This window comes from Hamadaea flava (assembly GCF_024172085.1).
GTDB lineage: Bacteria > Actinomycetota > Actinomycetes > Mycobacteriales > Micromonosporaceae > Hamadaea > Hamadaea flava.
In genome coordinates this window covers 3,119,289-3,146,002 of the sequence record NZ_JAMZDZ010000001.1, presented here as the reverse complement: position 1 = coordinate 3,146,002, position 26,714 = coordinate 3,119,289, and the positions used below count along the sequence as shown (strand labels likewise).

Annotated in this window: 30 protein-coding genes; 12 read left to right on the top strand and 18 right to left on the bottom strand. The window is 69.6% G+C overall.

What is annotated here, in order from left to right; all coding sequences use genetic code 11:
* Positions 1-20: 20 nt before the first annotated feature.
* The 5 genes from HDA40_RS14750 to HDA40_RS14730 form a co-directional block, all read right to left on the bottom strand.
* A complete protein-coding gene (locus HDA40_RS14750; protein WP_253756056.1) occupies positions 21-1,049 on the bottom strand; it encodes a suppressor of fused domain protein in 1,029 nt (342 codons plus the stop codon).
* A 115-nt stretch (positions 1,050-1,164) separates the two neighbouring features.
* A complete protein-coding gene (locus tag HDA40_RS14745) occupies positions 1,165-1,902 on the bottom strand; it encodes a DUF3152 domain-containing protein (RefSeq protein WP_253756054.1) in 738 nt (245 codons plus the stop codon).
* A 60-nt stretch (positions 1,903-1,962) separates the two neighbouring features.
* Positions 1,963-2,766 carry a DUF4097 family beta strand repeat-containing protein gene (locus tag HDA40_RS42125; protein ID WP_253756052.1) on the bottom strand — a complete coding sequence of 268 codons (804 nt, stop codon included), beginning with the start codon at positions 2,764-2,766 and terminating at the stop codon, positions 1,963-1,965.
* Positions 2,763-3,410: a response regulator transcription factor gene (locus HDA40_RS14735; RefSeq protein WP_253756050.1), complete on the bottom strand. Its 648-nt coding sequence runs from the start codon at positions 3,408-3,410 to the stop codon at positions 2,763-2,765. Before HDA40_RS14735 ends, HDA40_RS42125 begins: the two co-directional genes overlap by 4 nt.
* On the bottom strand, positions 3,398-4,531 hold the full coding sequence (locus HDA40_RS14730; protein WP_253756048.1) for a sensor histidine kinase: 1,134 nt from the start codon (positions 4,529-4,531) through the stop codon (positions 3,398-3,400). Before HDA40_RS14730 ends, HDA40_RS14735 begins: the two co-directional genes overlap by 13 nt.
* A gap of 128 nt (positions 4,532-4,659) precedes the next feature.
* Between HDA40_RS14730 and HDA40_RS14725 the strand changes: the two genes are divergently transcribed.
* The 3 genes from HDA40_RS14725 to HDA40_RS14715 all read left to right on the top strand — a co-directional run bounded on the left by HDA40_RS14725 (position 4,660) and on the right by HDA40_RS14715 (position 7,564).
* The gene (locus HDA40_RS14725; RefSeq protein WP_253756046.1) at positions 4,660-5,124 is read left to right on the top strand and encodes a GNAT family N-acetyltransferase; all 465 of its coding nucleotides are present in this window, start codon (positions 4,660-4,662) and stop codon (positions 5,122-5,124) included.
* A gap of 60 nt (positions 5,125-5,184) precedes the next feature.
* A complete protein-coding gene (locus tag HDA40_RS14720; protein WP_253756044.1) occupies positions 5,185-5,874 on the top strand; it encodes a DUF998 domain-containing protein in 690 nt (229 codons plus the stop codon).
* A 211-nt stretch (positions 5,875-6,085) separates the two neighbouring features.
* The gene (locus tag HDA40_RS14715) at positions 6,086-7,564 is read left to right on the top strand and encodes a hypothetical protein (protein ID WP_253756042.1); all 1,479 of its coding nucleotides are present in this window, start codon (positions 6,086-6,088) and stop codon (positions 7,562-7,564) included.
* Positions 7,565-7,655: 91 nt separating this feature from the next.
* Here the strand turns inward: HDA40_RS14715 and HDA40_RS14710 are convergent, their stop codons facing one another.
* From HDA40_RS14710 to HDA40_RS14695, 4 genes are all read right to left on the bottom strand, one after another.
* Positions 7,656-8,624: a serine hydrolase domain-containing protein gene (locus HDA40_RS14710; protein ID WP_253756040.1), complete on the bottom strand. Its 969-nt coding sequence runs from the start codon at positions 8,622-8,624 to the stop codon at positions 7,656-7,658.
* Entirely contained in the window at positions 8,624-11,143 is a 2,520-nt protein-coding gene (locus HDA40_RS14705; RefSeq protein WP_253756038.1) for a DUF4132 domain-containing protein, read from the bottom strand. The genes HDA40_RS14710 and HDA40_RS14705 overlap by 1 nt, the downstream gene beginning before the upstream one ends.
* A complete protein-coding gene (locus HDA40_RS14700) occupies positions 11,143-11,535 on the bottom strand; it encodes a ribonuclease E inhibitor RraB (RefSeq protein ID WP_253756036.1) in 393 nt (130 codons plus the stop codon). The genes HDA40_RS14705 and HDA40_RS14700 overlap by 1 nt, the downstream gene beginning before the upstream one ends.
* Before the next feature lie 72 nt (positions 11,536-11,607).
* Positions 11,608-13,032 (bottom strand): carbohydrate-binding protein, encoded by a 1,425-nt coding sequence (locus HDA40_RS14695; RefSeq protein ID WP_253756034.1) that lies wholly within the window; start codon positions 13,030-13,032, stop codon positions 11,608-11,610.
* A gap of 130 nt (positions 13,033-13,162) precedes the next feature.
* On the opposite strand from HDA40_RS14695, the gene HDA40_RS14690 reads away from it, so the two are divergent.
* Positions 13,163-13,801: a class I SAM-dependent DNA methyltransferase gene (locus HDA40_RS14690; protein WP_253756032.1), complete on the top strand. Its 639-nt coding sequence runs from the start codon at positions 13,163-13,165 to the stop codon at positions 13,799-13,801.
* Here HDA40_RS14690 and HDA40_RS14685 read toward each other — a convergent pair.
* The gene (locus tag HDA40_RS14685) at positions 13,798-14,355 is read right to left on the bottom strand and encodes a MarR family winged helix-turn-helix transcriptional regulator (RefSeq protein ID WP_253756030.1); all 558 of its coding nucleotides are present in this window, start codon (positions 14,353-14,355) and stop codon (positions 13,798-13,800) included. The genes HDA40_RS14690 and HDA40_RS14685 overlap by 4 nt on opposite strands.
* A 95-nt stretch (positions 14,356-14,450) precedes the next feature.
* Here HDA40_RS14685 and HDA40_RS14680 point away from each other — a divergent pair, with 95 nt between their 5' ends.
* Positions 14,451-15,302, top strand: a complete 852-nt coding sequence (locus HDA40_RS14680; protein ID WP_253756029.1) for an NAD-dependent epimerase/dehydratase family protein — start codon at positions 14,451-14,453, stop codon at positions 15,300-15,302.
* Positions 15,303-15,369: 67 nt separating this feature from the next.
* A complete protein-coding gene (locus tag HDA40_RS14675) occupies positions 15,370-16,167 on the top strand; it encodes an ABC transporter ATP-binding protein (protein ID WP_253756027.1) in 798 nt (265 codons plus the stop codon).
* A gap of 154 nt (positions 16,168-16,321) precedes the next feature.
* On the opposite strand, the gene HDA40_RS14670 is transcribed toward HDA40_RS14675, so the two are convergent.
* Positions 16,322-17,578 carry an MFS transporter gene (locus HDA40_RS14670; RefSeq protein WP_253756025.1) on the bottom strand — a complete coding sequence of 419 codons (1,257 nt, stop codon included), beginning with the start codon at positions 17,576-17,578 and terminating at the stop codon, positions 16,322-16,324.
* A gap of 80 nt (positions 17,579-17,658) precedes the next feature.
* On the opposite strand from HDA40_RS14670, the gene HDA40_RS14665 reads away from it, so the two are divergent.
* From HDA40_RS14665 to HDA40_RS14655, 3 genes are all read left to right on the top strand, one after another.
* Positions 17,659-18,225, top strand: a complete 567-nt coding sequence (locus HDA40_RS14665; protein WP_253756023.1) for a hypothetical protein — start codon at positions 17,659-17,661, stop codon at positions 18,223-18,225.
* A 338-nt stretch (positions 18,226-18,563) separates the two neighbouring features.
* Complete coding sequence (locus HDA40_RS14660; protein WP_253756021.1) at positions 18,564-19,562, top strand: 13E12 repeat family protein; 999 nt, start codon at positions 18,564-18,566, stop codon at positions 19,560-19,562.
* A gap of 23 nt (positions 19,563-19,585) precedes the next feature.
* Positions 19,586-20,179, top strand: a complete 594-nt coding sequence (locus tag HDA40_RS14655) for an HNH endonuclease signature motif containing protein (protein WP_253756019.1) — start codon at positions 19,586-19,588, stop codon at positions 20,177-20,179.
* Positions 20,180-20,182: 3 nt separating this feature from the next.
* On the opposite strand, the gene HDA40_RS14650 is transcribed toward HDA40_RS14655, so the two are convergent.
* The 4 genes from HDA40_RS14650 to HDA40_RS14635 form a co-directional block, all read right to left on the bottom strand.
* Positions 20,183-20,635: a hypothetical protein gene (locus tag HDA40_RS14650; RefSeq protein WP_253756017.1), complete on the bottom strand. Its 453-nt coding sequence runs from the start codon at positions 20,633-20,635 to the stop codon at positions 20,183-20,185.
* Positions 20,636-20,759: 124 nt separating this feature from the next.
* On the bottom strand, positions 20,760-21,194 hold the full coding sequence (locus HDA40_RS14645) for an SRPBCC family protein (RefSeq protein WP_253756015.1): 435 nt from the start codon (positions 21,192-21,194) through the stop codon (positions 20,760-20,762).
* An 81-nt stretch (positions 21,195-21,275) separates the two neighbouring features.
* The gene (locus HDA40_RS14640) at positions 21,276-21,605 is read right to left on the bottom strand and encodes an ArsR/SmtB family transcription factor (protein WP_253756013.1); all 330 of its coding nucleotides are present in this window, start codon (positions 21,603-21,605) and stop codon (positions 21,276-21,278) included.
* On the bottom strand, positions 21,592-22,026 hold the full coding sequence (locus HDA40_RS14635; RefSeq protein ID WP_253756011.1) for an SRPBCC family protein: 435 nt from the start codon (positions 22,024-22,026) through the stop codon (positions 21,592-21,594). The genes HDA40_RS14640 and HDA40_RS14635 overlap by 14 nt, the downstream gene beginning before the upstream one ends.
* A gap of 285 nt (positions 22,027-22,311) precedes the next feature.
* On the opposite strand from HDA40_RS14635, the gene HDA40_RS14630 reads away from it, so the two are divergent.
* Both HDA40_RS14630 and HDA40_RS14625 read left to right on the top strand, forming a co-directional pair.
* The gene (locus HDA40_RS14630; RefSeq protein ID WP_253756009.1) at positions 22,312-22,560 is read left to right on the top strand and encodes an SCO4226 family nickel-binding protein; all 249 of its coding nucleotides are present in this window, start codon (positions 22,312-22,314) and stop codon (positions 22,558-22,560) included.
* A 150-nt stretch (positions 22,561-22,710) separates the two neighbouring features.
* Positions 22,711-23,442: an SDR family oxidoreductase gene (locus tag HDA40_RS14625; protein ID WP_253756007.1), complete on the top strand. Its 732-nt coding sequence runs from the start codon at positions 22,711-22,713 to the stop codon at positions 23,440-23,442.
* Between the two features lie 113 nt (positions 23,443-23,555).
* Here HDA40_RS14625 and HDA40_RS14620 read toward each other — a convergent pair whose 3' ends face one another.
* Positions 23,556-24,137 (bottom strand): TetR/AcrR family transcriptional regulator, encoded by a 582-nt coding sequence (locus HDA40_RS14620; protein WP_253756005.1) that lies wholly within the window; start codon positions 24,135-24,137, stop codon positions 23,556-23,558.
* A gap of 107 nt (positions 24,138-24,244) precedes the next feature.
* Between HDA40_RS14620 and HDA40_RS14615 the strand changes: the two genes are divergently transcribed.
* A complete protein-coding gene (locus HDA40_RS14615; protein ID WP_253756003.1) occupies positions 24,245-24,877 on the top strand; it encodes an NAD(P)-dependent oxidoreductase in 633 nt (210 codons plus the stop codon).
* 58 nt (positions 24,878-24,935) lie between these two features.
* Here HDA40_RS14615 and HDA40_RS14610 read toward each other — a convergent pair whose 3' ends face one another.
* Together HDA40_RS14610 and HDA40_RS14605 are read right to left on the bottom strand one after the other, a co-directional pair.
* Positions 24,936-25,997, bottom strand: coding sequence for a hypothetical protein (locus tag HDA40_RS14610; RefSeq protein ID WP_253756001.1), 1,062 nt, complete (start codon positions 25,995-25,997; stop codon positions 24,936-24,938).
* A 51-nt stretch (positions 25,998-26,048) separates the two neighbouring features.
* The gene (locus tag HDA40_RS14605; RefSeq protein ID WP_253755999.1) at positions 26,049-26,714 is read right to left on the bottom strand and encodes a lysophospholipid acyltransferase family protein; all 666 of its coding nucleotides are present in this window, start codon (positions 26,712-26,714) and stop codon (positions 26,049-26,051) included.

Here is a 26,714-nt window from a genome sequence, read left to right as displayed (position 1 = left end):
TGGTCAGTGCCCGCCGCTGATCAGCCGATCTCCTCGACGACCTCGCCCTCCGGGTTGCGGATCAGCGACTTCTCGATCTCCAGCACCAGCCCCGCGAACTCATACCGCCCCGCGCGCGGCTGGGCGATGCGGGCGAACTCCGCGGCCTCCGCCGGTGACAGGAAGATCTCCAGCACGCCGTCGTTCTCCTGAACCGCGAACGAGTCTCCGGCCCGGAAGCCGATCGCGCTGTCGGACGACTGCACAAGCAGTCCCTGCCCATGACTCACCCGGGCGTGCGCCAGCCGCCCGATCCGCGGCGCGGCGTTCGCGCCCAGCCGCACGACGGTCACGTCACCCTCGCGCCGCCACGCGGCGACATCGGTGAAGATCCCGCCCGTCGACGACCCGTCGCGGCGTACACCCTCCGCGATCGCGGCGGCGACCTCCGCGTTCTCGGTCAGGCTCGCGCGGTTCAGGTCCGTCACGAGATTCGGCAGATACGCCGAGAGCACGCTCAGCAGCCGGGTGGCGTCCCACAGCTCGACGGCGGCGTACTCGTCGAGGGTGATCCCGACGATCTGGAGGAACCGCACCGTCCCGTGTGGAGTGTCGAGGACTCCCAGCTCGGGATCATCGGCGAAGGTAGCCGCCCGGATGAGCGTGCTCGGCTGGTCGACCGCGATCGGCCCGTTCGCGTTGATGTGGTGCCCGGGCTCGAAGACGTTCCCCGTCGAGAAGACGTACCGCGCCAGGTTCTGCAGGAAGTTCAGCGCCCATACCGGCGGCTGCTCCTCATCGGCGGCGCGGATGAGGCGGAACGTGAACTCGAAGCCCCAACCGGAGACGTCCGGGTCGCTGGACTCCTTGACGTACAGCTCCGACATCCCGTACGTGACGAAGTGCCAGTGGTCCTCGCGGCGGTACACGCTGACCCCGTCGAGCGGATCGTCGCCGCCCAGCGACCACTTGAGGATCGTCCCGTAGTGCAGCGGCTCGATTCCCGGATACAGCCGCGCCAGCGCGGCGTCGATAGCGTCCCAGCCTGGCGCGAGGTCGGTGTCGGTCATGACCGGCCACTCTACCCAGCCCCGGATCCCGTTCCGGCGCGCCGTCAGCCGCCATGATCCACATCCCGTTCCGTGTCGGAATCCGGCCCCGCCGCGACACTTTTCGGGATGTGGATCAGTGTCCGTCCTTATCGGGCCAGGGGTTCGCGACACAGCCGCGCAGTCCCAGCGTCTGGGTCTGCATGACGGGGGCGGCCCGGCCGCTGCCGGGGCAGGGGACGTGGCCGTGCCCGAGTTCGTGGCCCACCTCGTGATTGATGACGTACGCGCGATAGGTGGCCAACGGCGTACCGGCGGCGGTGTAGTCGGGGACGGCGAGCCGCCAGCGGTCGTAGTTGATGACGACGGCTCCGGTACGACGGCAGGAGGTGTAGGGAACGCCGCTGACGCGGATGTTCACGCCGCCCGCACGGCACAGCCGGTACGCGGTGTCCCGGGTGGCGAGGTAGATGGTGAAGTCGGCGGCGGCGTTCGCCGGTACGCGCTGGAACCGGTGCTGGTTGTCGCCGATCCAGCTGCGGCGGTCGCCGAGCGTCTCGTCGACGATGCGGGTGAAGTCGGGCAGCCCGTCGGCGACGGTGGTCTCGACGGCGATGTGGAATCGCCGCAGGCGGCCGGCTGTGCCGAGCAGCGGACCGGCCGACGGGTCGACGGTGAACGTGCCGCTGCCGTGCGCGGGGATCGGCGCCGGGCGGTGCGGTTCGGTGGGATGGCGTACGGCGGCGAGCGGTGCGGGCGACGTCTCGGGGGCGCTGACCGGAGTGGGCGCCGCAACCGGCCGGGTGAGGAGAATGGCGGCGGTTGCGGCGATCACGGCGAGTACCAGGACGGTGACGGTGGTGCGAATCCTCACGCCACGACGATACGCGGAAGACGATCAAGAAGCTGTGAAGACGGCGTGGGTTTCTGCCCGTCAACCACGGCGTACGCGCACGTCGCCGGAGGTCGTGGCGAGCCGGAGCTTCGCGGTCGCGCCCGGGGTCGACTGGACGTCGCTGTGCAGGTCGCCCGACGTGCTTTCCAGATGCACCTCGTACGCCGTCGCGTCGCTGGGCAGCGTGACGGTGACGTCGCCGGAGACGACGCTGATGTCCGCTGAGGTCGGCGGAGTCGTGTACTGCGCTCGCACGTCACCGGACGTGGCCTCGGCGTTGAGCGTACCGATGGAGATGTCGTCGAGCGTGATGTCGCCGGACGTGGCCTGCACCGTGAGGGTGTCCGCGTGCATGTCGCTGACCCGCACGTCCCCCGAGGTCGTGTGGACGCGCGCCGGGGCGGTGAGCCCGCCGAGCCGGACGTCGCCCGAGCTGACCTGGATCTGCAGCTGGACCGCGGGCGGAACGTCGAGGGTGTAGTCGACGCCGCAGCCTGAGCCGAAACCCCAGCGGGGGCAGTCGAAGCCGATGGTGAGCACGTCGCCGTCCCAGTTCTCGCGGATCGTCGGGCTCTGCGTGGTCCAGTGCAGGGTTCGCTGGACCGCGACGCCGGTGTTGCCGGCCTCGGCGCGGATGGTGATGTCGCCGGACTCGACGTCGTCGAAGACGATACGGGAGACCGCACGGTCGTAACGGGCGTTCTCGACGACACGGTTGAGCCCGGTGCTGCCGACGACCGCCCAGGCGATCCCGGCGCCGACGAGCACGACGAAGACGGTGGCGAGGCCGCCGAACAGCTGCCAGCGACGCGACGGACGCACGGTGTCGGTGGGGGTGGTCACGGGGAAACCTCCAGAAAGCGCAGGACGGCGAGGACGCGGCGGTGGTCGCCGTCGGCCGGTTGCAGGTCGAGCTTGGTGAAGATGCTGTTGACGTGCTTTTCGATCGCGCTGTCGCTGACGAACAGCGCGGCCGCGATCGCGGAGTTCGAGCGGCCCTCCGCCATCAAGGCGAGGACCTCGCGCTCCCGGGGCGTGAGCCGTTCCATCGGGTCGCGGTGGCGGCGTACGAGGAGCTGGGCGACGACCTCCGGATCGAGGGCAGTGCCGCCGTCGGCGACCCGGCGGAGCGCGTCGAGGAAGTCGCCCACATCGGCGATCCGGTCCTTGAGCAGGTAACCGACCTTGCTCGGCGGGCCGGACAGCAGTTCGATGGCGTACCGCTCCTCGACGTATTGGGACAGGACCAGGACGGCGATCTCCGGGTACTGCCGTCGCAGCACCAACGCCGCCCGCAGTCCCTCGTCCGTGAACGACGGCGGCATGCGTACGTCGAGGACCACGACGTCCGGCCGATGTTCGGCGACCGCCTTCAGGAACGTCTCCGCGTCCCCGGCGGTCGCGGCCACCTCCATGCCGCTCGCCGTCAGCAGGCGTACGAGACCCTCGCGGAGCAGCACGGAATCCTCACCGATCACGACTCGCACGGCAGCTCCACCTCGATCGTCGTCGGGCCGCCGACCGGGCTGCTCAGCCGCAGCACGCCGTCGACCGAGCCGACCCGTTGGGTCAGGCCGCGCAGGCCGGTGCCGCCGGCGGGGTCGGCGCCACCCCGGCCGTCGTCGGCGATCACCACCGACAGCCGGGAACCGGCCCGCCGGACCGTCACGGTGATCGACGACGCGCCGGCATGCTTGGCGACGTTGGTCAACGCCTCGGCGACCACGAAGTACGCCACCGCCTCGATCGTCCTGGAGGGACGGTCAGGGACGTCGACGGTCACGCGTACGGGGATGGGGGAGCGCGCGGCGATCCCGGACAGCGCCGCGTCCAGCCCGCGATCGTCGAGCACTGCCGGATGCAGACCGCGGACGAGCTGACGAAGTTCGCTCAACGCGAGCTTTGCCTCGTCGTGTGCGTCGGCGAGGGCCTGGGTGACCCTGGGATCGCTGTCGGTCAGGGTCGCGCGCGCCATGCCGAGGTTCATCGCCAGCGACACGAGCCGCTGCTGCGCCCCGTCGTGCAGGTCCCGTTCGATCCGTCGGCGCTCCGCGTCGGCCGCGTCGACGACCTCCGCCCGGCTCTCGGCCAGCGCGTCCACGCGTACGGACAACGCCTCGACCCGGCTGGCCTGGAGCATCCGACCGGCGAGCAGGAGTTCCAGCCGGGCGAGCTGGCGGGCGGCCACGAATCCGAGGATCAACATCAGCGACGCGGCGATCGCCACCAGCGTGGTGACCAGGGAATCCTGATAGTGCAGCCAGCCGGTCGAGTCCTGCGGCACCACCCAGCCGAAGCTGAGCCAGATCGCCCCGAGCATCGCCACCGACCAGCACACGATCACGACCGCCGCCGAGATCACCGACAGCGGTCCGGCGAGCAGCCCGAACGCCAGCTGCCGGCGTACGCCCTGGCCGGGGGCCGGCGGAACGAGGCGTACGCCGAGCAAGGCCGTGTACCGCCGTCGATGCCACCCGGCGACGAACGGGCCGATGACGCGGGGCCAGAACGCACCCGTTAGGGCGATCACCACGAATCCGGCTAAGCCGATCGGGGGACCGGTGACGATGAGGACGGCTGATCGCCAAGCCCTCAGGAGTGCGCGCATGCGACCACGGTAAAGATCTGGCGAGCGCGGCGCGATGACGCAGACCTCCCTTCCGGGGGTGAGGCTGGCCCCACCCCCTCGCTGTCGCGCGTTCTGTAGCACGGACGGCGCCGCCTACGGTGACAGCCATGACAGATGTTGTGATCAGGACGGCGTTCGAGGACGACGTGCCCGCCGTCGTGGCCGCCTACGAGTGGCTGTTCGCCCCGCCCGGATCGCCGCCGCCGAGCTGGGATCCCGACATTGCGGCCGACCGCGTACGCCAGGCGCTCGCCGCCGACGACAGCACCGTGCTGATCGCGGTGGAGTCCCCGGCCGTGGACTCCGGCGTGGTCGGATTCTGCACCGCGTACCTGGACATCGTGTCGGTCCGATTCGGCCGGCGATGCTGGGTCGAAGACCTCGCCACGCATCCGGGCCGTCGATCGCAGGGGCTGGGAACGCTGTTGCTGGACGCCGCGTGCTCCTTCGCGCGTGCCCGGGGGGCAAGTCATATCGAGCTGGACTCCGGCGACGCGCGAGTTCGCGCGCACCACTTCTACGAGGCGCGGACACCGAGCTGGACGGCCCGGAGCTTCGGCTGGGTGCTGTAGCCGACGTGGCTGCTGTCAACTTTGGTTGACGCTCGTGCGCCTGTCAACTACGGTTGACGCATGACGACGACCCTCACGCTCGTCGGCGCGGCCACCCCGGACCGCCCGCCCATCCCGCCGAACCGCCTGCTGACCTGCGGTCTCATCGCCGGTCCGCTCTTCGTCCTCGCGTTCGTCCTGGAAGGCGCGTTCCGCCACGGCTACGACTCGATGCGTCATCCGGTCAGCTCGCTCGCGCTCGGCCCAGGCGGCTGGCAACAAGTCGTGAACTTCCTGATCTGCGGCATCCTGACGATCCTGTTCGCGGTCGGCCTGCGCCGCAGCCTCCGCCCGGGACCCGGCGCGCTGGCCGGCCCACTACTCGTCGGCCTCTGGGGCCTCGGGCTCATCGGCGCCGGCCTCTTCACGACGGACCCGGTCAACGGCTACCCCACGGCCGCGCGCGGCGACAGCTGGCACGGCTCGCTGCACGACCTCCTCTCGGTCGCGGCATTCGCAGGGCTCGCATTCGCGATGTTCTTCTTCGGGTACGCCTTCGCGCGCCGCCGGTCACCGGTGCGGGCGGTCTACTCTGTAGTCAGCGGAGTGGTCTTCCTCGTGCTGTTCTTCCTGGCCGGAACGGGCTTCGAGCCGGGCTCGTCGCTTGTGGACACCGCTGGGCTGTGGCAGCGGCTGTCGATCGTCGTCGGCTGGCTCTGGGTGTTCCAGCTGGCGGTACGCCAACGCCGACGCCGTCGCCCGCGGCCCTGACCTGGCGGCCTTTCATGATCAGGGTCATTTCCCTGTCGCCATGACGTCGCCATGACGCGCCACGACGACGTGAAAGTGACCCTGATCAAGACGGGTCGGCGAATTCGGTGGACGCCGCTGCGACGATGTCCTGGTGGTGGGCGTACGCGGCAGGCTGATGGACTGGGTTCGGCGGATACCGCTGTCCACGGTGTCCGACTACCCCAATGACGTGACGGATGGGGTAGCCGTCGCCGGAGAAGTCCGCCGGGCCGCCGACGCGCTGCCAACGGACCTCGCCCGGCAGCTCATCGCCCTCAGCCGCGACGGCGCACCCCGCGACCGGGCGATCGTTCTCGCAGCGATGCGTACGGCGTCGGCTCGATTCTGGTCGCTGCTGGACGAAGAGGTGCGCCGAGAATGGCAGGGGGCACCCGTCTGGACACACGCCTTGGCCGTCCGGCTGACCGAAGGCGAGGACGATCTGCTGCGGCTGGCGATGGCGGCGAGTCACCCGTCCGGCTACCTCCGGGAAGCCGCGACGGCGTTGCTGGCGACGACACCGGATCCGGTGGCGGTCACCGTGCTCGCACTCCGATCCGGCGACTGGGTTCCCGTCGTCCGGGCGGCAGCCCGTAAGGCACTCGCCCGCCGACTCCCCGCCATGCCGCTCGTCGAACTGTCGTCGCTTGTGGACATCGCATTCCACCTCGACCGCCGCGCGTCCCACGAATGGCTGGCCGAGGCGGCCCGCGACAGACTGCGGTCGCTCACCACGTCGGAGGTACAGGCGGTATTGCCGGTACGCGCACACCGGGCGCGGCGGACGGCGTACCAGATGCTGATCGAATCCGGTCAGCTGACCACCCCGCAGCTCATCGCGGCGGCGACCGCCGACCCGGATCAGACCGTACGCGCGATGTGCGCCCGGGCGGCTATCGCCGGGACGACGGGCTTGGCGGAGTTGCGGTCGCTGGCGCATGGCCGCACCGGGCTGGTGCGAGCCGAGGCGGTGCACGTGCTGGCGAAGCGCGGCGAGTACGCCGAAGCCGAAGCGCTGTTGGCCGACCGTAGTCAGATCGTCCGGACCGTGGCCAGAAACGTGCTGCGTATCGCGGGTATGGAGGTGCTGGCCAGGTATCGAGCTCTGGTGGACGCGGATGACCCGACTACGGGCGCTATCGCGGGACTCGGGGAGGTCGGCGATCAGCGGGACGCCGCCCGGCTTCGGCGCTGGCTACGCCATCCGCAGGCGCGCGTCCGGGCCGCTACGGTCGTCGCGTTGCGCCGGATCGGGAACGTCGACCAGGCGATGTTGCTGCCGATGCTGCGCGACAATTCGTCGGCGGTCGTGGCGCAGGCGAGAACCAGCCTCTTACGGATCGCCGGTGAGCTGGATTGTGATCACCTGGAGCGGCTGGTTCACCCGGAGACTCCCACGCACACCCGGTTCGCGGCGTACCGGCTGCTGGCGGCGGCGAACGTCTGGCAGCGGGTGATCCTGGACCTGCGCCTGTACGCCGACTCCGACGAGCGGCTGCGTCGAACGGCCCGAACCGATCTCGCGTCGTGGCTGGCGCACGGAGCGGCTACGACCTACAGCATGCCCACTCCGGCGCAGGCGCAGCTCCTCAGCGGGCTGATCGCGAACGTCCGGCCGATCGTGGGCGACCGTACCGCGCTGCTCCTGCGGTTCCACACGGGGACATAGTCGAGCCTTCATGATCAGGGTCATGACGACGTGAAAGTGACCCTGATCATCGGGCGGGACCGGATTGGGTCGGGCCGGCCGCCGGCGTGGGTCAGGAGCGAGCGGTCGGACCGCTGAGGAAGCCCAGCACCTGATCGCACCATGCGTCGAAGGCCGGCCGGGTATCCCGATGCGGATGGATCCGGTTGCTGAGGATCACCACCCCATACCCGTACGCCGGCTCGAACCAGATGCGATTGCCGACGAACCCGCCACAGCCGTACGCGCTGGGGCCCGGACGCGGCCCGCCGAGCCCCCGCGTCGGGGGCAGCCACCAGCCGAGCCCGAACCGCTCCCCGTCGGCGTTCGCCGACCAGCGCTGCCGGGCCGCGTAGTGCAGTTCCGGGCTCACGACGCAGTCGGCGAACCAGGCTCGGGCCGCTGCCGTGACGAGGTCGATCGTGCCGAACGCCCCGGCGTGCCCGGCTACTCCGCCCATCGCGTACGCGTTCTCGTCGTGCGCCTCGCCGACGACGATCCGTTGCCGCCACTCGCAATGTTCAGTGGCGACAGCCGAATCAGGGGGGACCGGGCCGAATCGCAGTCCGGAGCGGGCGGCGGCGAGCTTGGGCAGCTCCGGGCCGAGGGCCGCGCCGAGCAGCAGGAAGCCGAGGTCGCTGTAGACCGCATCTGTCCCAGGTGGACGTTCCAGCGGCGTGGCCAACGCGCGCTCGACGATGTCGGGGCCGCCCCGGTAGAAGGGAACGGTCGCGGGCAGTCCGGCGGTGTGGCACAGCATCTGGCGTACCGTCGCCGCGGCGACCGGATGGCCTGCGGATTCCGGCCAGACCTCCGACAGCGGCGCGTCGAGGTCGAACCGCGACAGCACCTCCGGCAACGTGACCAGCGTCTTCGTCAGGCTGGCCAGGTCCCACCAGTCGTCGGCGGTGACGGGGCGGCCGGTGGTGCGATCGGCCACCCCGCGTACGCGTTGGTAGAGCACGTCGTCCGCGTCGAAGACCGTCAGTGCGACGGCTGGCATCGGTGCGGTCGCCAGCAGGCGATCGAGCTGATCCTCCATCAGCGAAACGCGAGCTGTCGGGTGATGGTCGGATCGGTGATCGCTGTGTCCTTGGCCAGCATCAGCGCCTTGCTGAGGATGACCGCCAGCACCCGATCACCCTCGAACGGCAGGAACACGTCGGTCGGTGTGCCCGGCGACTGCTTCGGCACGATGCAGAGGTACTGGTCGTTCGGCGTCATCAGGATGTTGCCGGAGCCGAGGTGGATCTTGTAGCTGCGCAGGTCGCCGCGCACGACGAGGAACCGGCCTTCGACGTGCGCGCGCTCGGCGATGGCCAGCCGCGGCACGAGCCGTTCGAGCATCTCGCGACGTGTCTGCGCCGTGCCGCTCAGCGCGCCGAAGCTGAAGGACTCCCAGTACTCCCGGAACCGGCCGTCCGGCCCGCCGTCGGACCAGGTCGGATCGTTGCCGACGCTGGCCACCCCGACGAAGAGGTCGACGTCGCGCAGCACCTCGCTGAGCACCAGCGCCGGAATGTCGGCCAGAGGCAGGGGGTCGGTCGGCTGCTCCTCCTGATGCACCCACTGCTCGTAGCCACCGCCACCGGCGTGCGCGTGGTTGGCCGGCGCGACGACGGGATAGAACCGCACCTGGTCGGTGGCGAGCCGCAGATAGGCCCCGGACTCGGTCGTGTCGGTCTGCCAGTCCTCCCCCGCGCCCTCGATCCAGAACTCCGCGCGCAGGCCCCACTGCGGCAGCTCACGGCACGCGGGTTCGTAGGTGTCGTCGACCATCATCCGCAGCTTGTTGCGCCAGCCCCGGGCTGCGGCCAGCGCATGGAACTGGTGCTGCCGCAGGATGTGCGCGGCGAATCGGTTGGAGTAGGCCCGAGTGTTCTCCTCCGCCGCCGTCAGCACATAGACCTCGCGGTGGGCCTGCTTGAACGGCTGGGTCACGCGCCGCGTCTCCAGCCACGCCCGCCACGCCAGCACCTCGTCCACGTCGCGGTCGATCGGGTGCCACAGGCGCACGCTCTCGCCGGTGACCGGCTTTCCCTCGACGGTACGCAGAGAGCCGTCCTCGAATGCGCAAGCCGTGTCGTCTACCAGCCAGATCAGCCGTCGCGCCAGTGTTCCGACCAAGGGATGGTCGAGGTAGCGTTCGCGCCACGCCCCGAACGGCCAAACCCGCTGGGCGAGGAACTGACGGTCGAGGCGCTCGGTCTGGGCCGCCAGCATCTTGTCGACGTCCTTGACGGCTGCCTTGAACTCGGCTAGTTCCTCGGCGTAGTCCGTCTTCACGGCGGCGGGCGGGGACTTCACCGCCTTCCCGGCGGCGTTGAGCCAGCTGACCGTTCCGGTGGCGGCGTCCAAAGTGGCCGTCGTCGCACCGAACCGCTCCACGCGTACGCCGACGCCGGTCAGGCCGTAGGTCGGTACGGCCAGCTCCTCGACCTCGTCACGGGTGAGGTTGAGCGCCTTCGCCCGGTTGTCGAGCGCCGCGTTGAGTTCCTTGAGCGTGCCCTTGTAGGTGACCCGGGAGGCCAACCGAGCGATCTGGGCGAGCGTGTCATCGGATTGGATGCGGGACAACGCGTAGACGGAGGCGTTGGCGACCTTCGGGTTGCGGGGGCCGATGCCGGGCGCCTTCTTCAGCGCCGTCTCCACCAGCCCGCCCAGTACGCGAGCCGTCTCCGGATGCTCGGCGGCGTCGCCGACGGCCAGCAACCAGATCAGCCCACGCAGCACGGTCGCGTTGTGCGGGTCGAAGGACTCGTTGACGTCGGCGTCCCACTGCGCCCGGACGAGCCGGATCGTCCGCGCCCGGCCGACCAGACTCAGCCACTCCCGCAGTCGCACGCCGGGCTCGGCCAACTCGCCGAGGAGCTTGTGAGCGGCGGTCTCCCATTTGGCCGAAGGCTTTGCGCTGGTGGCGGTGGCCGCGTGAACGAACAGCGCGTGCCAGCGCTCCGCCTCGGCTGGCGGCATCGCGGCCACGTCGGCGAGCGCCCTATCGGCCCACTGCTCGCCGACGTTGACGGTCGGCAGATCGGTCAGCTTGGCGAGCAACGGGGCCAGCTCCCGGGCGTCGTTCCAATAGCCGTGGACCGCCGAGCGCCGGATGACCGCGAGCGCGTCGAGCGGCAGCGGCCGCCCTGCCCCGAGCACCCGGTCGGCGAGGTCCCGCAGGTGGTCGCCGCGGAAATAGGTGACGTGCCGGGCGCAGAAGGCCAGCGCGATCTCGGCGTCCTCGGGGTCCTTGCTGATGGAGTACGGCTTGACCAGCCCGTCGAGCACTGCGGCGAGTACGCCGAGCTGGCGGGCGTCCGGCAGCTCGGCGGCCCGGTCGAGCAGCGCACTGAGCAGGAGCGGGGTGTGAGCGGGATCGAGCCGGCGCAACGACTGACGAGCGTTCGCCTGACGCTGGGCGAGATGCTTGCCGCGCGGGTCGTCATCCGCCCCGGCGACGCACGCCGACCAGGCGACCGTCTCGTCGGCGAGAGCGTCCACCTCGCCGGACCGGGCGAGCGTGGCGAGACGCTGGACGTGGTCGACGAGGGCAGCCGCGACGGACATCAGCCACCCACCAGCGGCACGAGCTTGAGGAAGGTGATCTGGGTGCCCCGGGACAGCTCGACCATCGCTTCCGGGTCCTCGACCTGACGGTCGTCGACCAGAACGACGAAACCGTTGCGGGAGAATGCCTCCAGCGCCTTGGCCGCCTGCTCCTCCGGGTCGACCCGGCGCGGCTGCGTGAGCTTGAAGCCGTTGAGCGTCCGCTCGGCGCCGGTGGGCTGCACGAGCCCGCGGAAGACGTCGCCGCCCTTGGCGTTGTGCTCGGCCACCTCTTGGAACACCCGGCGGCGGATCACCTCACGCAGCGGCAGGCGCTCCTCGAAGATCTCCAGATGCCACGCGGTGCTGCGCTCGCCCGCGGTCGTCTCGTCGACGAAACTCACCATCGCCATGGGGCCGAAGTCTAGAACGGCCCACCGACAAAGCCGGGAACCCTCCACTTCGGAGGACTCCCGGCTTCCAGCTCAGCGTCCCTGCAGCGACTTCACGTTGTCGCCGAAGGTCCAGCCCTTCGAACCGTCCCAGTTGATGGACCAGGTCATCAGGCCCTTGAGCCCGCTGACGCTGTTCCAGCACTGGGAGACCGACGACGGGGCCATGTAGCCGCCGCCCGCGCCGGACTGCGCCGGCAGACCGGGAACCTGCTTGTCGTAGGGCACCCGGATCGTGGTGCCCTGGATGACCAGGCCGGTGTTGAGGCACTGGGTCTGCACGGTGAAGCCCTGCACGGTCCCGGCCGAGTAGGAGTCGCCCGAGCAGCCGTACATGCTGCCGTTGTAGTACTGCATGTTCAGCCACCACAGACGGCCGTTGTCGGCGTACTTCTTGACGATCGGCAGGTACGCGCCCCAGATCGAGCCGTAGGTGACGCTGCCGCCGGTCACGTACGCCGTCTCGGGCGCCATCGTGAGGCCGAAGTTGGCCGGCATCGCGGCGAGGACGCCGTCGATGATGCGGATGAGGTTGGCCTGCGACGTCGACAGCGTGCTGATGCTGCCGCTGCCGGTGAGCCCGGTCTCGATGTCGATGTCGATCCCGTCGAAGTTGTACGTCTTGAGGATCGGCACGATCGTCGCGACGAACCGGTCGGCCACGGTGGACGAGCTGAGGTCGATGCCCGCCGCCGCGCCGCCGATCGAGAGGAGGAGCGTGGCGCCGGCCGCCTTGGCGGCGCACATCTCGGCCGGGGTCGAGACCTTGACTCCGGCGTCCATGCCGTCCTCCCACAGCGCGGTGCCGTCCGACCGGATCACCGGGAACGCCGCGTTGATGACGTTGTAGCCGTGGGCGGCGATGCGCGAGTCGGTGATCGGGATCCAGCCCATTCCCGGGTGTACGCCGTTCGACGCGCCGTCCCAGTTCTCCCAGTACCCCTGCAGCACCTTGCCGGCGGGACGGGACTTGACCGCACACGTCGATCCGGTGGAAGACGGTGTCGGGCTCGGAGAGGTGCTCCGACTCGGCGACGCGCTCGGGGAGGTGCTGCGTGTCGGCGAGGTCGAGGGGGACGGGGAGGTCGACCGGGTGGGTGAGGTCGAGGGCGAGGCCGACGGGCTCGACGTCGAACCCGAGCAGGCCCCCAGGCCCTTCCACAGCGACGGGGTCGCGGCCGGGTTCCACCCCGCCCCGGGGTACGCCGTGTGCCCGACGAGCGCCTCGTAGAGGTGAGCGGAGTAGGTGACCTTGTCACCCGCCTTGTACGTGGTGCCCTCGGCCCAGGCGGCGTACCCGGTGCAGGCGACCGCGTTGGTCTCGGCGGCCTGGCCGGTGGGGGCGATGACTACCGCCGTGACCAGGGTGGTCGCCAGCGAGATGGCGAGGGCGAGCAACAGCCGCCCCCGGTGGGAGCGCACCGAAGCACGGCGCGCGGGAAGCGAGTCGTTCCACATCCCGCAATTATTAAGAAAGCTTACTTTAAATGTCTATCTTTTCGAGCGTGCCAATATCGAGCGCGCCCCGATCCCGTGCGGCGGCCAGTACGCCGAGGGCTTGGGTCGGCTGAGGGCTAGGGTCGTGGCCATGGCGACCGACGGCTGGCTGGCCGACACCCGCGTCTCGTACGACACCGTGGCGGCCGCGTACGCCGATCAAGTCCGGGACTCGCTGGCCGGCAAGCCCTTCCTGAACAGCGCGCTGACGCTCTTCGCGGATCTGGTCCGCGCCGCCGGCGACGGCCCGGTCGCGGATGTCGGCTGTGGACCAGGATTCGTCACGGCGTACCTGCGGAATCTGGGGGTGGACACGTTCGGCGTCGACCTCTCGCCCGGCATGATCGAGGTGGCCCGGCGAGAACATCCGGGTCTGCGGTTCGCGGTCGGATCGATGACCGAGCTTCCGCTCGCCGACGCCTCGGTGGCCGGGCTGCTCGCGTTCTGGTCGCTGATCCACATCCCCGACGAGCTGATCCCGACGGTGTTCGCGCACTTCCGGCGCGTACTGCGGCCAGGCGGGCCGATGCTGGTGGGGTTCCACGTCGGCGACGGCTCTCGGTTGAAGACCGAGGGCTACGGCGGGCACCCGATGAAGGTCCACGTCCACCGGCGGCGTCCCGAGCGGGTGGCGGACTGGCTGCGGGAGTCCGGGTTCACCGTCGAGGCCACGTTGACCCTCAGCCCGTACGCCGAACTGCCCGGCGGAATGGTGTTCGCGCGCCGCTAGGGGAGGTCGCCGAAGGCCACCAGAAGCTTACGCAGCAAGCCTTCCAGCTCCTGGCGTTCGTCGCCGGTGAGGGTGGCGAGCATCCGTTCCTCGTTCGCCATGTGCCCGACGAGGATCGTGTCGACCGTCTTGCGACCCTGCGGCGTGAGCCGGATCAGCACCGTACGCCGATCGGCCGCGTCGCTGCGGCGCTCGACCAGCCCTCTGGCCTCGAGTCGGTCGATGCGGTTCGTCATCGCACCCGACGTCACGAGCGCCATCTTGAGCAGCGCTCCGGCGCTGAGCTCATACGGCTTGCCGGACCGGCGCAGCGTCGCCAGCACGTCGAACTCCCACCGCTCGAGGTCGAAACCGGCGAAATGGGTCTTCAGCTCCCGCTCGAAGTGGCGGGACAACCGGGAGATGCGCCCGACGATCTGAATCGGCGACACGTCGACCTCGGGGCGTTCGGCGGCCCACTGGCCGATGACCGCATCGACGGCGTCGGTGGCTCCGGCAGTGACCGCGTCGTCGGCCGCGGCCGGCTTCCGGGCCGGATTATTCCGGGTGCTCACGAGACGAGTATCTCAACGTTGAACTACTTGACGTCAAGGGGTCGGCGGCGTTCGATTATCTCAACGTTGAGATTCTCAAGAAAGAGGAAAACGCCATGAAGGTCCTGGTGATCGGCGCGACCGGCTACATCGGCTCGGCTGTCGCCCGGAAGCTGCGGGAACGGGGCCACGAGGTGGTCGCGCTGACCCGCGAAGCGGCCGCCGGCAGCGCGTACGAGGTGCGGATCGGCGACCTGACCCGGCCGGAGACGCTCGTGGCGGCCATCGGTGACGACATCGACGCGGTGGTCAACGCGGCCACGTCGAGCGGCGACCAGGCTGCCGACGAGGCGGCCACCGCGGCGCTGATCGACGCGCTGGCCGGGCGGGTACTGGTGCAGACGAGCGGCATCTGGGTGCTGGGCCAGACCGGCCGGGAGCCGGTGGACGAGAGCGCGCCGACGAACCCGTTGCCGATCGTCTCCTACCGGCCGCTCATCGAGCAGCAGGTGCTGGCGGCCGCCGACCGGGGCGTACGGTCCGTCGTGATCCGGCCGGGCATCGTCTACGGACGCGACGGCGGCATCCCGGCGCTGCTGCTGAACCTCGCTCGCAAGCACGGAGTCGGCCGCTACTTCGGCAGCCCGGCGACGCGGTGGCCGATGGTGCACGTCGACGACCTCGCCGACCTGTACGCGCTCGCCGTCGAGTCCGCTCCGGCGGGCACACTGCTCCACGGCGTCGACGAGCCGGCGGTGTCGGTGGCCGCGTTGGCCGCCGCGACCGACCTGGCGGCCGGTGGCATCGGGCGGGCCGAACTGTGGCTGCGCCCGGATGCCGCGGCCACCCTCGGCGAGCCCTTCGCCGACGCGCTGGCCCTGGACCAGGCGGTCAGCGGCGAGCGCGCCCGGGCCCTGCTCGGCTGGCAACCCGCCGCCCGGTACGCCGTCCGCGACCTGCACAACTGACAGACCACCAGGCGGGACCAGGGCCGGGACCCGGCGCTGGTCCCGCCCATCCCGTTACGGTGCCCGCATGAGCGCAGTGCTGTCGTTGCAGGACGTCACCTTCCGTCGGGACGGCAAAGAGATCCTGCACGGGATCTCGCTCGGCGTCGGCCGGGGCGAGCACTGGGCGCTGCTCGGGCCGAACGGCGCGGGCAAGAGCACCGTGCTCGGCTTCTGCGGCGCGGTCACCCACCCGACGTCGGGATCGGTGCACGTGCTCGGCGAGCAGCTGGGCAGGGTCGAGCTGCAGGCGCTGCGCCGCCGGATCGGTCACGTCAACCCCCGGCATCCGCTGCGGTCGCCGTTGACCGTCGCCGAGGTGGTCCTCACCGGTGTCACCGGCACGATCGAGGTGCCGTCGCGCTGGAAGCCCACTCCGGAGCAGTCCGATCGGGCGTACGAGCTGATGGAGGATCTGGGACTGACCGCCCGGATCGAGGCCGAATGGCCGACGCTGTCGCAAGGCGAGCGGGGCCGGGCGTTGATCGCACGGGCGCTGGTCGCCGAGCCGGAGCTGCTGCTGCTCGACGAGCCGTGCACCGGGCTGGACGTCGCTGCCCGGGAGCAGCTGCTCGAGATCATCGACCGACTCGCCGTGGAGCGGCCGGGCGTGGCGACCGTGCTGGTGACGCATCACCTGGAGGAGCTGCCCGAGACGACCACCCACGCGGCGTTGCTCGCGTCGGGCCGCGTCGTGGCGTCCGGTCCGGTGGATTCGGCGATCACCACCGAGACGGTGTCGGCCGCGTTCAGCCACCCCATCACGGTCACGCATCAGGACGGTCGTTGGGCCGCCCGCTCCGAGCGCCCCGCCCGAACCGGCTGACGCCCGCAGGCCCGCCCGCAGGCCGCCGCCGAATACCACCAGATCACGGATACGCAGGCCAAAACAGCCCGCTGAAGCATGCATATCCGTGATCTGCCTCTCACAGTGCGCCGCGAAAGCGTGACGCGCCGCCGGAAGTCCCGGAACCCCGCGCTCAGGCGGAGACGGTCTCCAGTGGACGTTCGCTGTGCGGCTCGTCGTCGTGCGCGATCCGGGAGACCTGCCGCCACAACGCGACCACGAAGACGGCCGATCCCGCGAAGGCGAACCAGAACGGCGCGGTCACCCCGTACTTCGTGGCCAGCACACCGCCGATCGCCGAACCCACCACCAGCCCGCCGTAGACGCAGATGGTGTACACGCCGCCGACGCGTCCTTGCAGCTCCGTCGGGACCGCGCGCTGGCGTACCGTGATCGAGGTGGTGCCCCAGATGAAGGCGTGCGCCCCGAACAGGAAGAAGATCCCGGCGGCCAGCCAAGGCGAGCGGGTCAGCGCCAGACCGAGATGGGTCAAGGTCTCGATGATCAACCCCACCCGCATGATGTCGCCCAGACTCACGTGCCGCGTGATCCAGCCGTACAGACCCGTCCCCACCAGGCCGCCGACCGCACCCACCGTGGTCATCAGGCCGAAACCCACCGACCCCAGGCCGAGGCGATCCTGCGCGTAGAGGACCAGCACGCTCCAGGCCGCGCCGAAGGTCACGTTGAAGATCAAAATCGTCAAGCCAAGGGTACGCACAGCGGCGTGGGACAGCGTCCACCGGAACCCGGCGGCCAGGTCCTTGCGCAGCTCACGGGTTTGCCGACCGGTGGCTTCCCGGCCGTGCGGCGGCAGGACCACCCGGGAGACGAGCAGCGTCCCGGCGACCACGAGGAGCGTCTGCCCGAGGAACGGCCATGCCGTCCCAGCCGCGAACAACGCCGCCCCTAGCGGGGGACCGGCGAGCTGGTTGAGCGTGATGAACCCGGTCTGGATCCGGGAGTTGGCGATGGCCAGGTCGTCCCGGCTGACCAGCATCGGCGTCAACGTGGCCGTCGTGTTGTCGGCGAAGACCTCCGCCGTCGCCAGCAGCCCGAGCGCGACCAGTGCCACGGTGACCGACGCTGTCCCGGTGGCGACCGTCGTCACCAACACCGCCAGAATCAGTACGCGTACGGCGTTGGCGGTCAGCACGATGCGGCGACGATTGTGCCGATCCGACAGCACCCCGGCGTACAGGCTGAACACGAGCGGCGGCGCCCAACCCAGCAGCGCGGCGACCGAGATGAGGAACGGCTCGTCGGTCAGCGAGGCGACCAGCAGCGGACCGGCCGCCATGGCGATGCCGTCACCGAAGTTGGTCGTCCACGACGACGCCAGCAGCCAGCGGTAACTTGTCCCCAGCCGGGCCGGTACGAGCTTGTCCATCACAAGATCCGAACCTACGTGCCTCGTCCCGGCCCACCAAACCGGTTTCCCGACCGGGGGAGTCCGCTACCCTGCCGATCATGGTTCGGAACAAGTGGCTGCTCTCGGCGCTGGTGGTCGTCGGCCTGGTCGTGCTCTTCGGGGCATTCATCGCCGTACGCAACGACACCGCCCTGATCGGCGCCATGTCGGCGGCGGGCACGGTGGCCGCCGGAGTGTTCGCGGCCGTGGCCGCGTTCGGCTCGCTCCGCGCGGCCGCGGCCAGCAACGCTTCCGCCCAACGGGCGCAGGAAGCCATGGTCCGAGCCGTACGCCCGAACCTCGAACCGTCCCTCTCGGCGGTCGACGGCACCCTGACCGGCACCGTCACCTGCACCGCGTACGCCGCGATCGACGTGACCATCGTCTGGACGCTCGCCGACGGCGACGTCATCACCGACACCGTGGCCCGGCTGGCTCCCGGCGAGGACCCGCTGACCTCGACCCTCCAGCAGGATGTCACCGACGTGGCGCAGGCGGTGCAGGTCGTCTGGCTCTCCTTCACCGACGAGGGTCGGGTGGGGAAGTGGCAGGACACCTGGCAGATGGGGACAGAGCCCCACAATCTGGGCCGCCTGACCCTCATTGAGTCGCGCCTCGTCGACTGACTCTCTTCGAGCCTTTTCGAAGCAGGCGGTCCAGACTCGCGGGTCAGCTCGCCGTGGCTGCTGCTCGCGCGGCGGTTCGCCGTCCCGGGGGGCGAACGGCCCCGATCTCGATCTCGCGGATACGGTTCAGATCGAGTTGGTGCGCACCTTCGCCGAGGCGGCGCGTACATCGCGAGACCTCAGCTTGTGCGCTCGATCACGGATTCGGGCGTGAAACCGCGGACCATGGGCGGGCTGTCAGCTCCATCCCTTGTGGACTGACTGGGTGGTGAACGTGGCACATTCTGGTGACCTTGACCCCCTGGAAGGTGTCGTACCTTCGTTCTAACGTTGATCCCATGGGCGGGCTGTTGGCGCAGGTGGAGGCGGATGTCGCCGAGCTGGTCGCCGGTCCCCTGTGGACACTTTCGGACACCGAGATCACCGACGAAGTCCGCCGAGTTCATGCGACGATCCAGCAGCTGTCGGCCCGGCTACTCACGTTGATCGGCGCGGCGGACAGTCGCGAGATCCCCTACACCGCAGGTGCGACCGGCACCGCGAACTGGCTGACCTATCTGCTGGCCATGCGGCATCGCGATGCCGTCGTGTGGACCAAGCTGGCCAAGCTGCTGCCCGAGACGCCCGTGGTCGAGGAAGCGCTCGCCGCCGGGCGGGTCACTGTCGAGCAGGCGCGGGTGATCACCAAAACCGTGCACGACCTGCCCTCAGCCGTGGGTGAGGTGGGTAAGGCGAAAGCCGACCAGGCGTTGACGAAGCTGGCGGTCGAGGATCGGCTGCGACCGGAGACGCTGGAGAATCATCGGTCGCAGATCCTGGAACTGGTCGCACCGGAGATCGCCTTGGAACGCCTGCGCCGCGATCTGGAACGCGCCGAACGATCCGCCTACGACCGGCGTGACTTCACCCTCGTTCCCTATGGGGAGGGGGAATACCGGTGCGCGGTGTCCTCGATTCCGAGATGGCTGCGATCGTGCGGACCGCGTTGGATCCGTTGTCCGGACCACGCAAGCCCGCACCCACCGCTGCGGCTGCCGCACTGCCCGATGCCACGGGCAATTGTGCCGCTTGCTCCCCTAACGATGGCCCCGGCGCTGGCGGCAGCGGTGTTGCGGGCTGCGCTTGCGGCCGTGCGGGCTGCGCTGACGTCGGCGCGGATACACGAGGCGGTGTTGCCGGCTGTGCTAGTGGCGGTGTTGCCGGCTGTGCTAGTGGCGGTGTTGCCGGCTGTGCTAGTGGCGGTGTTGCCGGCTGTGCTAGTGGCGGTGTTGCGGGCTGTGCGGGCGGAGGCTGCGCGCATGGGGGCGGTGCGGGTGCCGGCGGTGCGGATGCGGTAGAGGGCGATCGTGCGTCGGGTCGGGTGCTGCCGGGTGAGCCGGATCTGCGCTCGGCCGGCGCCCGGCGGGCTGACGCCCTCGTGGAGGTGTGCCAGCGGATCATGAACGCAGGCGAGCTGCCCGACAACGGCGGCGAGAAACCTCACCTGACGATCACCCTGCCCTGGGACGCCCTCCAAGCCAAGGTCGGCGCGGGCTTGCTCGACACCGGCGACCTGCTCACCCCGGAGACCGTGCGACGGCTCGCGTGCGACGCGATGATCATCCCAGCCGTGCTCGGCGGTGACGGCCAAGTGCTCGACGTCGGCCGCGCCCGCAGACTTATCGACGGCCCGCTGCGGCGTGCGCTGGTGTTGCGGGACAAGGGCTGCGCGTTCCCCGGCTGCGACCGGCCACCCCAGTGGTGCCACGGGCATCACGTCCGATCCTGGGCAGACGGCGGAACCACCTGCCTGGCCAACTCAGTGCTGCTCTGCGGTTTTCACCACCGCGAAATCCACCACGGGCACTGGGAAGTCCTCATGCGACCAGACGGCTTCCCCGAATTCCTCCCGCCCGCCTTCGTCGACCCGCAGCGAAGACCAGTCCGGAACACCCTCCACACGAGACGGTGCTGAGTATCAGGGGGCGTACGCCGAGAGGACTGCTTTCATCGAGCCCATGCCGTACTTGTCGACGTCGCTCGACATGGCCACGACCTCGGCGACGATCGGGGTGACCTCGATGCCTTCGGCGTACGCGCGGGTGCAGTAGTCGCGCAGGGTCAGGATCTCGTCGCGGGTGTCGTCGCCTTGGTCGACCAGCGACAGGTGGATCAGCCGCGCCCGGAACTCCGCCGCCCCGGTCCACTCGTAGGGCAGGTGGGCGCCCCAGCGGAAGTAGCGGTACCGGTCCAGCAGCCGGCGCAGGGCTGCTCGATCCGGTTCGGTGCTTTCGGCGTACAAGCTGATGAGTGACCTGAGGACGCGCTCAGCCGAGGCCCCGGCGGGGAGGTCTCGGCTGGGCGTGGACGCCTGGGCGATCGGCCGGAAGCGGTCGTCGAGCCGGGCGATCTCGGTTTCCAACTCCTGCATGGCGGCAGGATATGCGGCTGTGTCAGAGCCGGCAGCGTGTCAGAGCCGGCAGCGTGTCAGAGCCGGCAGCGTGTCAGAGCCGGCAGCGTGTCAGAGCCGGCAGCGTGTCAGAGCCGGCAGCGTGTCAGTGCCAGTTGCTGACCTTGACGTCGTCCGGCGCGGGCTCGCCCTTGCCGGTCTCGACGAGCCGCTTGAGGCTCATCAGGAAGGTGGCCCACTTGGTGGAGCAGTGGTTCATGAACTCCACCTGCTCCGCCCAGCCCTCGTGGCGGAAGAGGATGATCGTGAAGTCGTCCTCCTGCTTGAGGTCGAAGCGGACGTGGGTGCCGATCCATTCGGCGGGGCCGTCGACGACCTCCCACCGGACGAGTTCGTTCGGGCGGGTGTCGAGCACCTTCATGTCGAAGCCGCCTTCGGCGAAGCGGAACTGGAGGATGCCGTCGTCGGTGACGGTGGTTTCCTCGGTCCACCAGGCGGCCAGGCCCTCGACGGTGGTCAGGGCCGAGTAGACCTCGCTCGGGCCGGAGATCACGCCGACGCGGTGCAGGATGTCAAACATTTCCCTACCTCTTTCTTGTCGGAAGGTGTGCGGCATCGGCGTCACCACCAGGCGTGGCGTCGCTGATGCTGCGGGTTGGGGTCAGTCGAGCTGGCGTTGCAGGGCTGCCAGCGGCCCGTCCCAGTCGCGGGCGAGTGCCCCGAGGAACTGTTGAGCGATCTTCATCGGCGCGGAGTCCACCCGGTAGCGGACGCGGCGTCGTTCGCCGGGCTCGGCGACGACCAGACCGGCCTCGGCGAGCAGGCCGAGGTGCTTGGCGATGGCTTGCCGGGTGATCGGCAGGCGCAGTGCCAGGTCGGTCGCGGTGGCCGGGCCGTGGGCCGCGAGCGCGGCGAGGATGCCTCGCCGGCTCGGGTCGGCCAGGGCGGTGAAGACCTCTTGCGCCACCGCCTCCAGGTCAGTGAGTTCCATCGAGGTACGCGACGAGTTCGCCCAGCTCGCTGGTCCATCCCTCGTTGTTCGCCGAGTACGCCTTCTTGTACTCGCCGTCGGGGAGTTGTGCGAATCCGGTCTCCACCATGGTGAGGGTAGTGCCGGCGTCGCTGGGTTCCAAGGTGAACTCGACGTAGGTGCGGCGCGGGTCCTCGGCGGGCAGCCCGTAGATCATCCACGTGTAGCCGAAGACGTGCGGCGGTTCGACGCGTTCGATGGTGAGCGTGGCGACATCGCCGCTGTCCCAGGTGAGCTTGGCGTGGCCGCCGACGCGGAGATCCACCTCGGCCTTCTGGCCGAACCAGGTGCCGAGGCCCTCGGCGGTGGTCAGCGCCTGCCAGACGCGCTCGGGAGCGTGGTTGAGCTCGAGGGTCCGCTCGATGCGGTCAGGGAATGCCATGACTGTTCTCCTCTGCCGATGCTTGCCGACGATTGCCGGTGACTGCCGCTGACTCTGTATTACGACTCTGTCGTACGACAGGTTATCGCAACTACTTGGTTGCTATCAACGTTATAGCAACCTACCGGTTGCGTCAAGGCGCGCTGTCGGCGCGGCTTCGACGCCGGATACGGAGTGGGTCTCAGTGTGCTGAAAGGCCAGCTCAGGCCCTCGACCGAGCGCATGCTGGAGACGAACGCGGTTACCGGCGGCTGTCGCCGCATGGATTCGAGAAGGGGGAGACGGATGCCCACGTTCATGGACGTGCACACCGGGTTCGTCAACGCCACCGCGGAAGACCTGCGGAAAGCGCATGAGGCCGATCTCGCGGTAGAGGCCGACGAGATGGTGCACTTCGAGAAGGCATGGCTCGATCCGATCTCCGGCAAGGCGTTCTGCCTGTCGACCGGACCGGACAAGGAGGCGGTGATGCGCGTGCATTCGAAGGCCGGGCACGCCACCTCCGAGGTCTACGAGGTGCCGATCGAGGTCTGATTCTGCGACCTGCACCTGTGTGAGACAGGCCCTCCGGGAGAAATCCCGGAGGGCCTGTCACATTCGCGCGCCCCGGCTCGTCAGGGTTTCGAACGACGAGTTGAGCGACGAGTTGAGCGACGAGTTGAGCGAATGGAACAGGAGCAGATCATGACGACGATTCTGGTGACCGGGGGCACGGGGACGCTGGGCCGCCAGGTGGTGCCGCTGCTGCGGCAGACCGGCGCGAAGGTACGGGTGCTGAGCCGCAACGCGGCCAACGGCGATGTGGTCGCCGACCTGCTGACCGGGGAGGGCGTGGCGGACGCCGTCGACGGAGCGGAGATCGTCCTGCACCTGGCCGGTGCGCAGAAGGGCGACGACATCGCCACCCGCAACCTGGTCGCGGCGGCGCGGACGGCCGGCGTACGCCATCTGGTGTACATCTCGGTGATCGGGGTCGGCCGGGTGCCGCTGGCCTGGCTGCGAATGAAGGAGGCGGCCGAGCAGGCGGTCGGGGAGTCGGGCGTACCGTGGACGATTCTGCGCGCTGCGCAGTTCCACGACCTCGTCCGCACGACGCTGCGAGGGATGACGAAGTCGCCGATCGTTCCGGTGCCCGGCGGGCTGCGCTTCCAGCCGGTGGACGCCCGGGACGTCGCCAAGCGCCTGGTGGAACTCGCACTCGGCGAGCCGTCCGGACTCGTGCCGGACCTGGCCGGGCCGCGCGTCTACGACATGCGCGAACTGATCGCCGGCTACCTGCGGACGACCGGCAAGCGGCGGCTGCTCCTGCCGGTCCGGATCCCCGGCGCGGCCGGGAAGGCGTACCGGAGCGGGGCGAACCTGACCGTCACCGGCGCGGACCTCGGCTCGCGTACCTGGGAAGAGTTCCTGAACTAAGTGCAATATCGTGGACGCATGCCGCGCGAGACGCTGACCAGGGACCAGAGCAGCCTGGCCGCCGACCTCGAAGGCGTCGACGCCGTAGACGTCGAGTCAAGCAGTGCCGTAGGTCAGGGCACGAAGGTGGGCAGGAGCGCGCGGACGTAGCGTTCGGCGGCTTCCCGGCCGACCGGCCGACCCTGGTAGTGACTGAGAAAGGCCTGCTGGAAGCAACAGCCCAGGAGCAGATCGGCGGCCGCTTTCACGTCGGCGTCGGTGCGTACGCGGCCCGCCTGTTGCTCGCCCGTCAGGTAGCCGGCGACCGCTTGATTCACCTTGTGCGGGCCGGCGCCCCGCTGGGTCAGCCGTGTCCGATGCGTCTCGAACACTCGGTGCTCGGCGAAGATCGAGCCCAGGAGTGGGAAGTTCTCGTGGTAGAACGCCATCGCCGCGGTCGCGATCGCGATCAGGTTGGCCTCGACCGTGCCGCTGCCGGGTTTGGCCGCCAACGCGGCGTGCAGCGGCGGAAAGCCGGGCGACCGTTCCTGCAGTACGCCGAGGAAGATCTCCTCCTTGTCGGCGAAGTGCTTGTACAGCGCGGCTTCGGAGAACCCGGCCTCCTGCGCGATCGCCTTGGTGGTGGCCTTGCCGAGGCCGCGTTCGCGGATCACGGTCAGCGCCGCGTCGAGGATCACGTCCCGGGTCTGCGCCACGGCCGCCTCCACGTAACTGGGTTTGACAGGTGAGTGTTCACTAACCATCATAGTGGTTAGTAAGTGCTCACTAACCACGGCTCACAACAGCAGACTGGGGAGAGGCCATGAAGATCACCGTTTGCGGCGCCACCGGGCGGATCGGGCAGGAACTCGTGAAGCGGGCGCTGGTCGACGGCCACGACGTCACCGCGATCGTTCGTGACCCGAGCCGGTTGCCCGTCCGCGCCGACCGCCTAGATGTGGTGGTGGCCGACGTCTTCGACGGAGAGGCGATCGCGCCCGCGATCAAGGGGCGCGACGCCGTCCTCTCGGCGGTCGGCCCGCGGCCCGACGGTCCCACCACGGTGTGCAGCGACACCGCCGCCGCCTTGCGCTGGGCGCTGCGGGAGACCGGCGTACGCCGGCTGATCGTGGTCTCGGCGTCAGGGCCCTATGTGGACGGTGGCGACGATCCGCTGACCCGGTACGCCGTCAAGCCGGTCCTGCGCCGGGTGCTGCGCGAAGGCTGGGCCGACCTGGTGCGCGCCGAAGAAGTCGTGCGGTCCAGCGGGCTGGACTGGACGATCCTGCGGCCGTCCCGGCTGACCGACAAGCCCGGGACCGGCCGCGTACGCCGTCGGCTGGACCGGAATCTGCCGCTGGGCATGTTCACGCCCCGCGCCGAGGTGGCCGTCGAGATGCTGCGCGTACTGCGGGATCCGACGACCTTCGGGCACTCGATCGCCCTCGCTCGCTGAGTGCGGCGGAGGCGGAGGGTGCGTGCACGGCCCTGGGCGCCGTGCACGCACCGGTTGTTCAGAGGATCGAGCTGGCGCTGACCAGGAACCCGTTGCCGGACGGCGCACCGGCCGAGGTGAAGCAGTTCACGTCCCGGACGACCACGTCAGGTGACCCGAAGTTGCCCCAGAAGGTGTTCATCCCGCAGAAGTCGGGGGTCGTGCCGAACGCCGTCACCTGCACGGTGTTCGGCGTGAACCCGATGCGCGGGAAGGTCACCAGCGACAGCCCGGCCCCGGCGGCGACGACGGTGTTCGCGCTCAGCCCGACGATCGAGTTGAAGTTCGTCGTCGGCGGGCCGACCGGCGGCACGTTCAGCACGTAGCCGAAGTACTTCGGCGGGATCGACGCGCCGTAGAGCGACACCTTGTACTGGTACGTCACGGTGAACGCGGTGTTCATGAAGGCCCCGGCCGAGTCGAAGCAGAAGACCATCACGTCCTGGCCGGTCGCGGTGGACGACCACTTGGCGATCTTGCAACGGGCGCCGGTGCCCGAGTTGACCGCGGTCGCCTGGAGGCTGCCGTCGATCGGCCCCCCGGTCACCAGGCCCGGGAACTGCACGAAGTACTGGCCGACCGGTCCCGGAGTCACGGTGTTGCCGGCCCCGGACGAGTTGTACTGATTGACCACCGTGCCCGTGGCGCTGCTGAAGGCGTACCCATATGGTCCGAAGCCGCCGAGACCCGACGCGCTCGTGAAGAACGCGCTGAAGCTGGTGGGGTCGAGGAACCCGCCGGCCTTGTAACAGCGGAGGTTGACGATCTCGTCGGAGAGCGAGATCCCCCAGGCCTCGACCTGGCACCAATGCGGGACCGAGTTGACGGCCGTGACGTGCACGACGCCGCCCGAGGCCGCCTGGCCGGGGAATCGCACCTGGTAGCGACCCGCGGGCGCGAGTGGGGTGACGGTCGTGGCGGCCGGCCAGGTGCCGAAGCCGACGATGCTCGCGGCGGGTGCGTTGTAGAGCACCCAGCCCTTGCGGTCGGGGACGGCGGCCTGGCTCGGCGCGGTGCTGACGGTGACGAGTGCGAGCGTGGCGGCTACCGCGGCCGCCAGCCGGAACAGTGTGCGCTTCATGAAAGCACATCTATATAAAAGACAGATGTGCGTCAATGTTGATGTCGCGATTCAGTCTGTCGGGAGATCGGCGTACGACGATGCGCGTTCTTGGTCGGACAGCTTCGCGATCGCGTCCATGATCTTGTCGGTGACCACTCGGCGCGCCTGGTTCGCGGTCTTGCCCTCGGAGCCGTCGAAGTGCAGCGGCTGTCCGAACCGGACGGTGATGCGGCCCGGCCGGGGAATCCGCGCGCCGACCGGCAGGATGCGATCGGTGCCGCTGACCGCGACCGGCACGACCGCCGCGCCGGTCTCCAGGGCGAGCCACGCCACCCCGGTACGCCCACGGTAGAGCCGCCCATCACGCGACCTGCTGCCCTCCGGGTGAATGCCGAACGCACCGCCCTTCGCGAGGTGCGCGGCGGCGACGTCGAGCGAACCGAGCGCGGACCGGGAGTCGGTGCGGCTGACCGGGATGGCGTCGGTCCCGACCAGTGCGGTACGCATCAGCCAGCCGAGTGCGCCCCTGCGGACGAAGTACTCGCTCTTGGCCATGAACGCGACCCGGCGCGGCGACAACGGCGAGATGAGGAAGCTGTCCAGGGCCGAGATGTGATTCACCGCGAAGATGACCGGGCCCCGGCGCGGCACGTTGTCGCGGCCCTCGACGGTCGGCCAGAACGCGAGACGGAGCACCGCGGTGGCGATGGGGCGTACGGCGGATTGCAGCAGCAC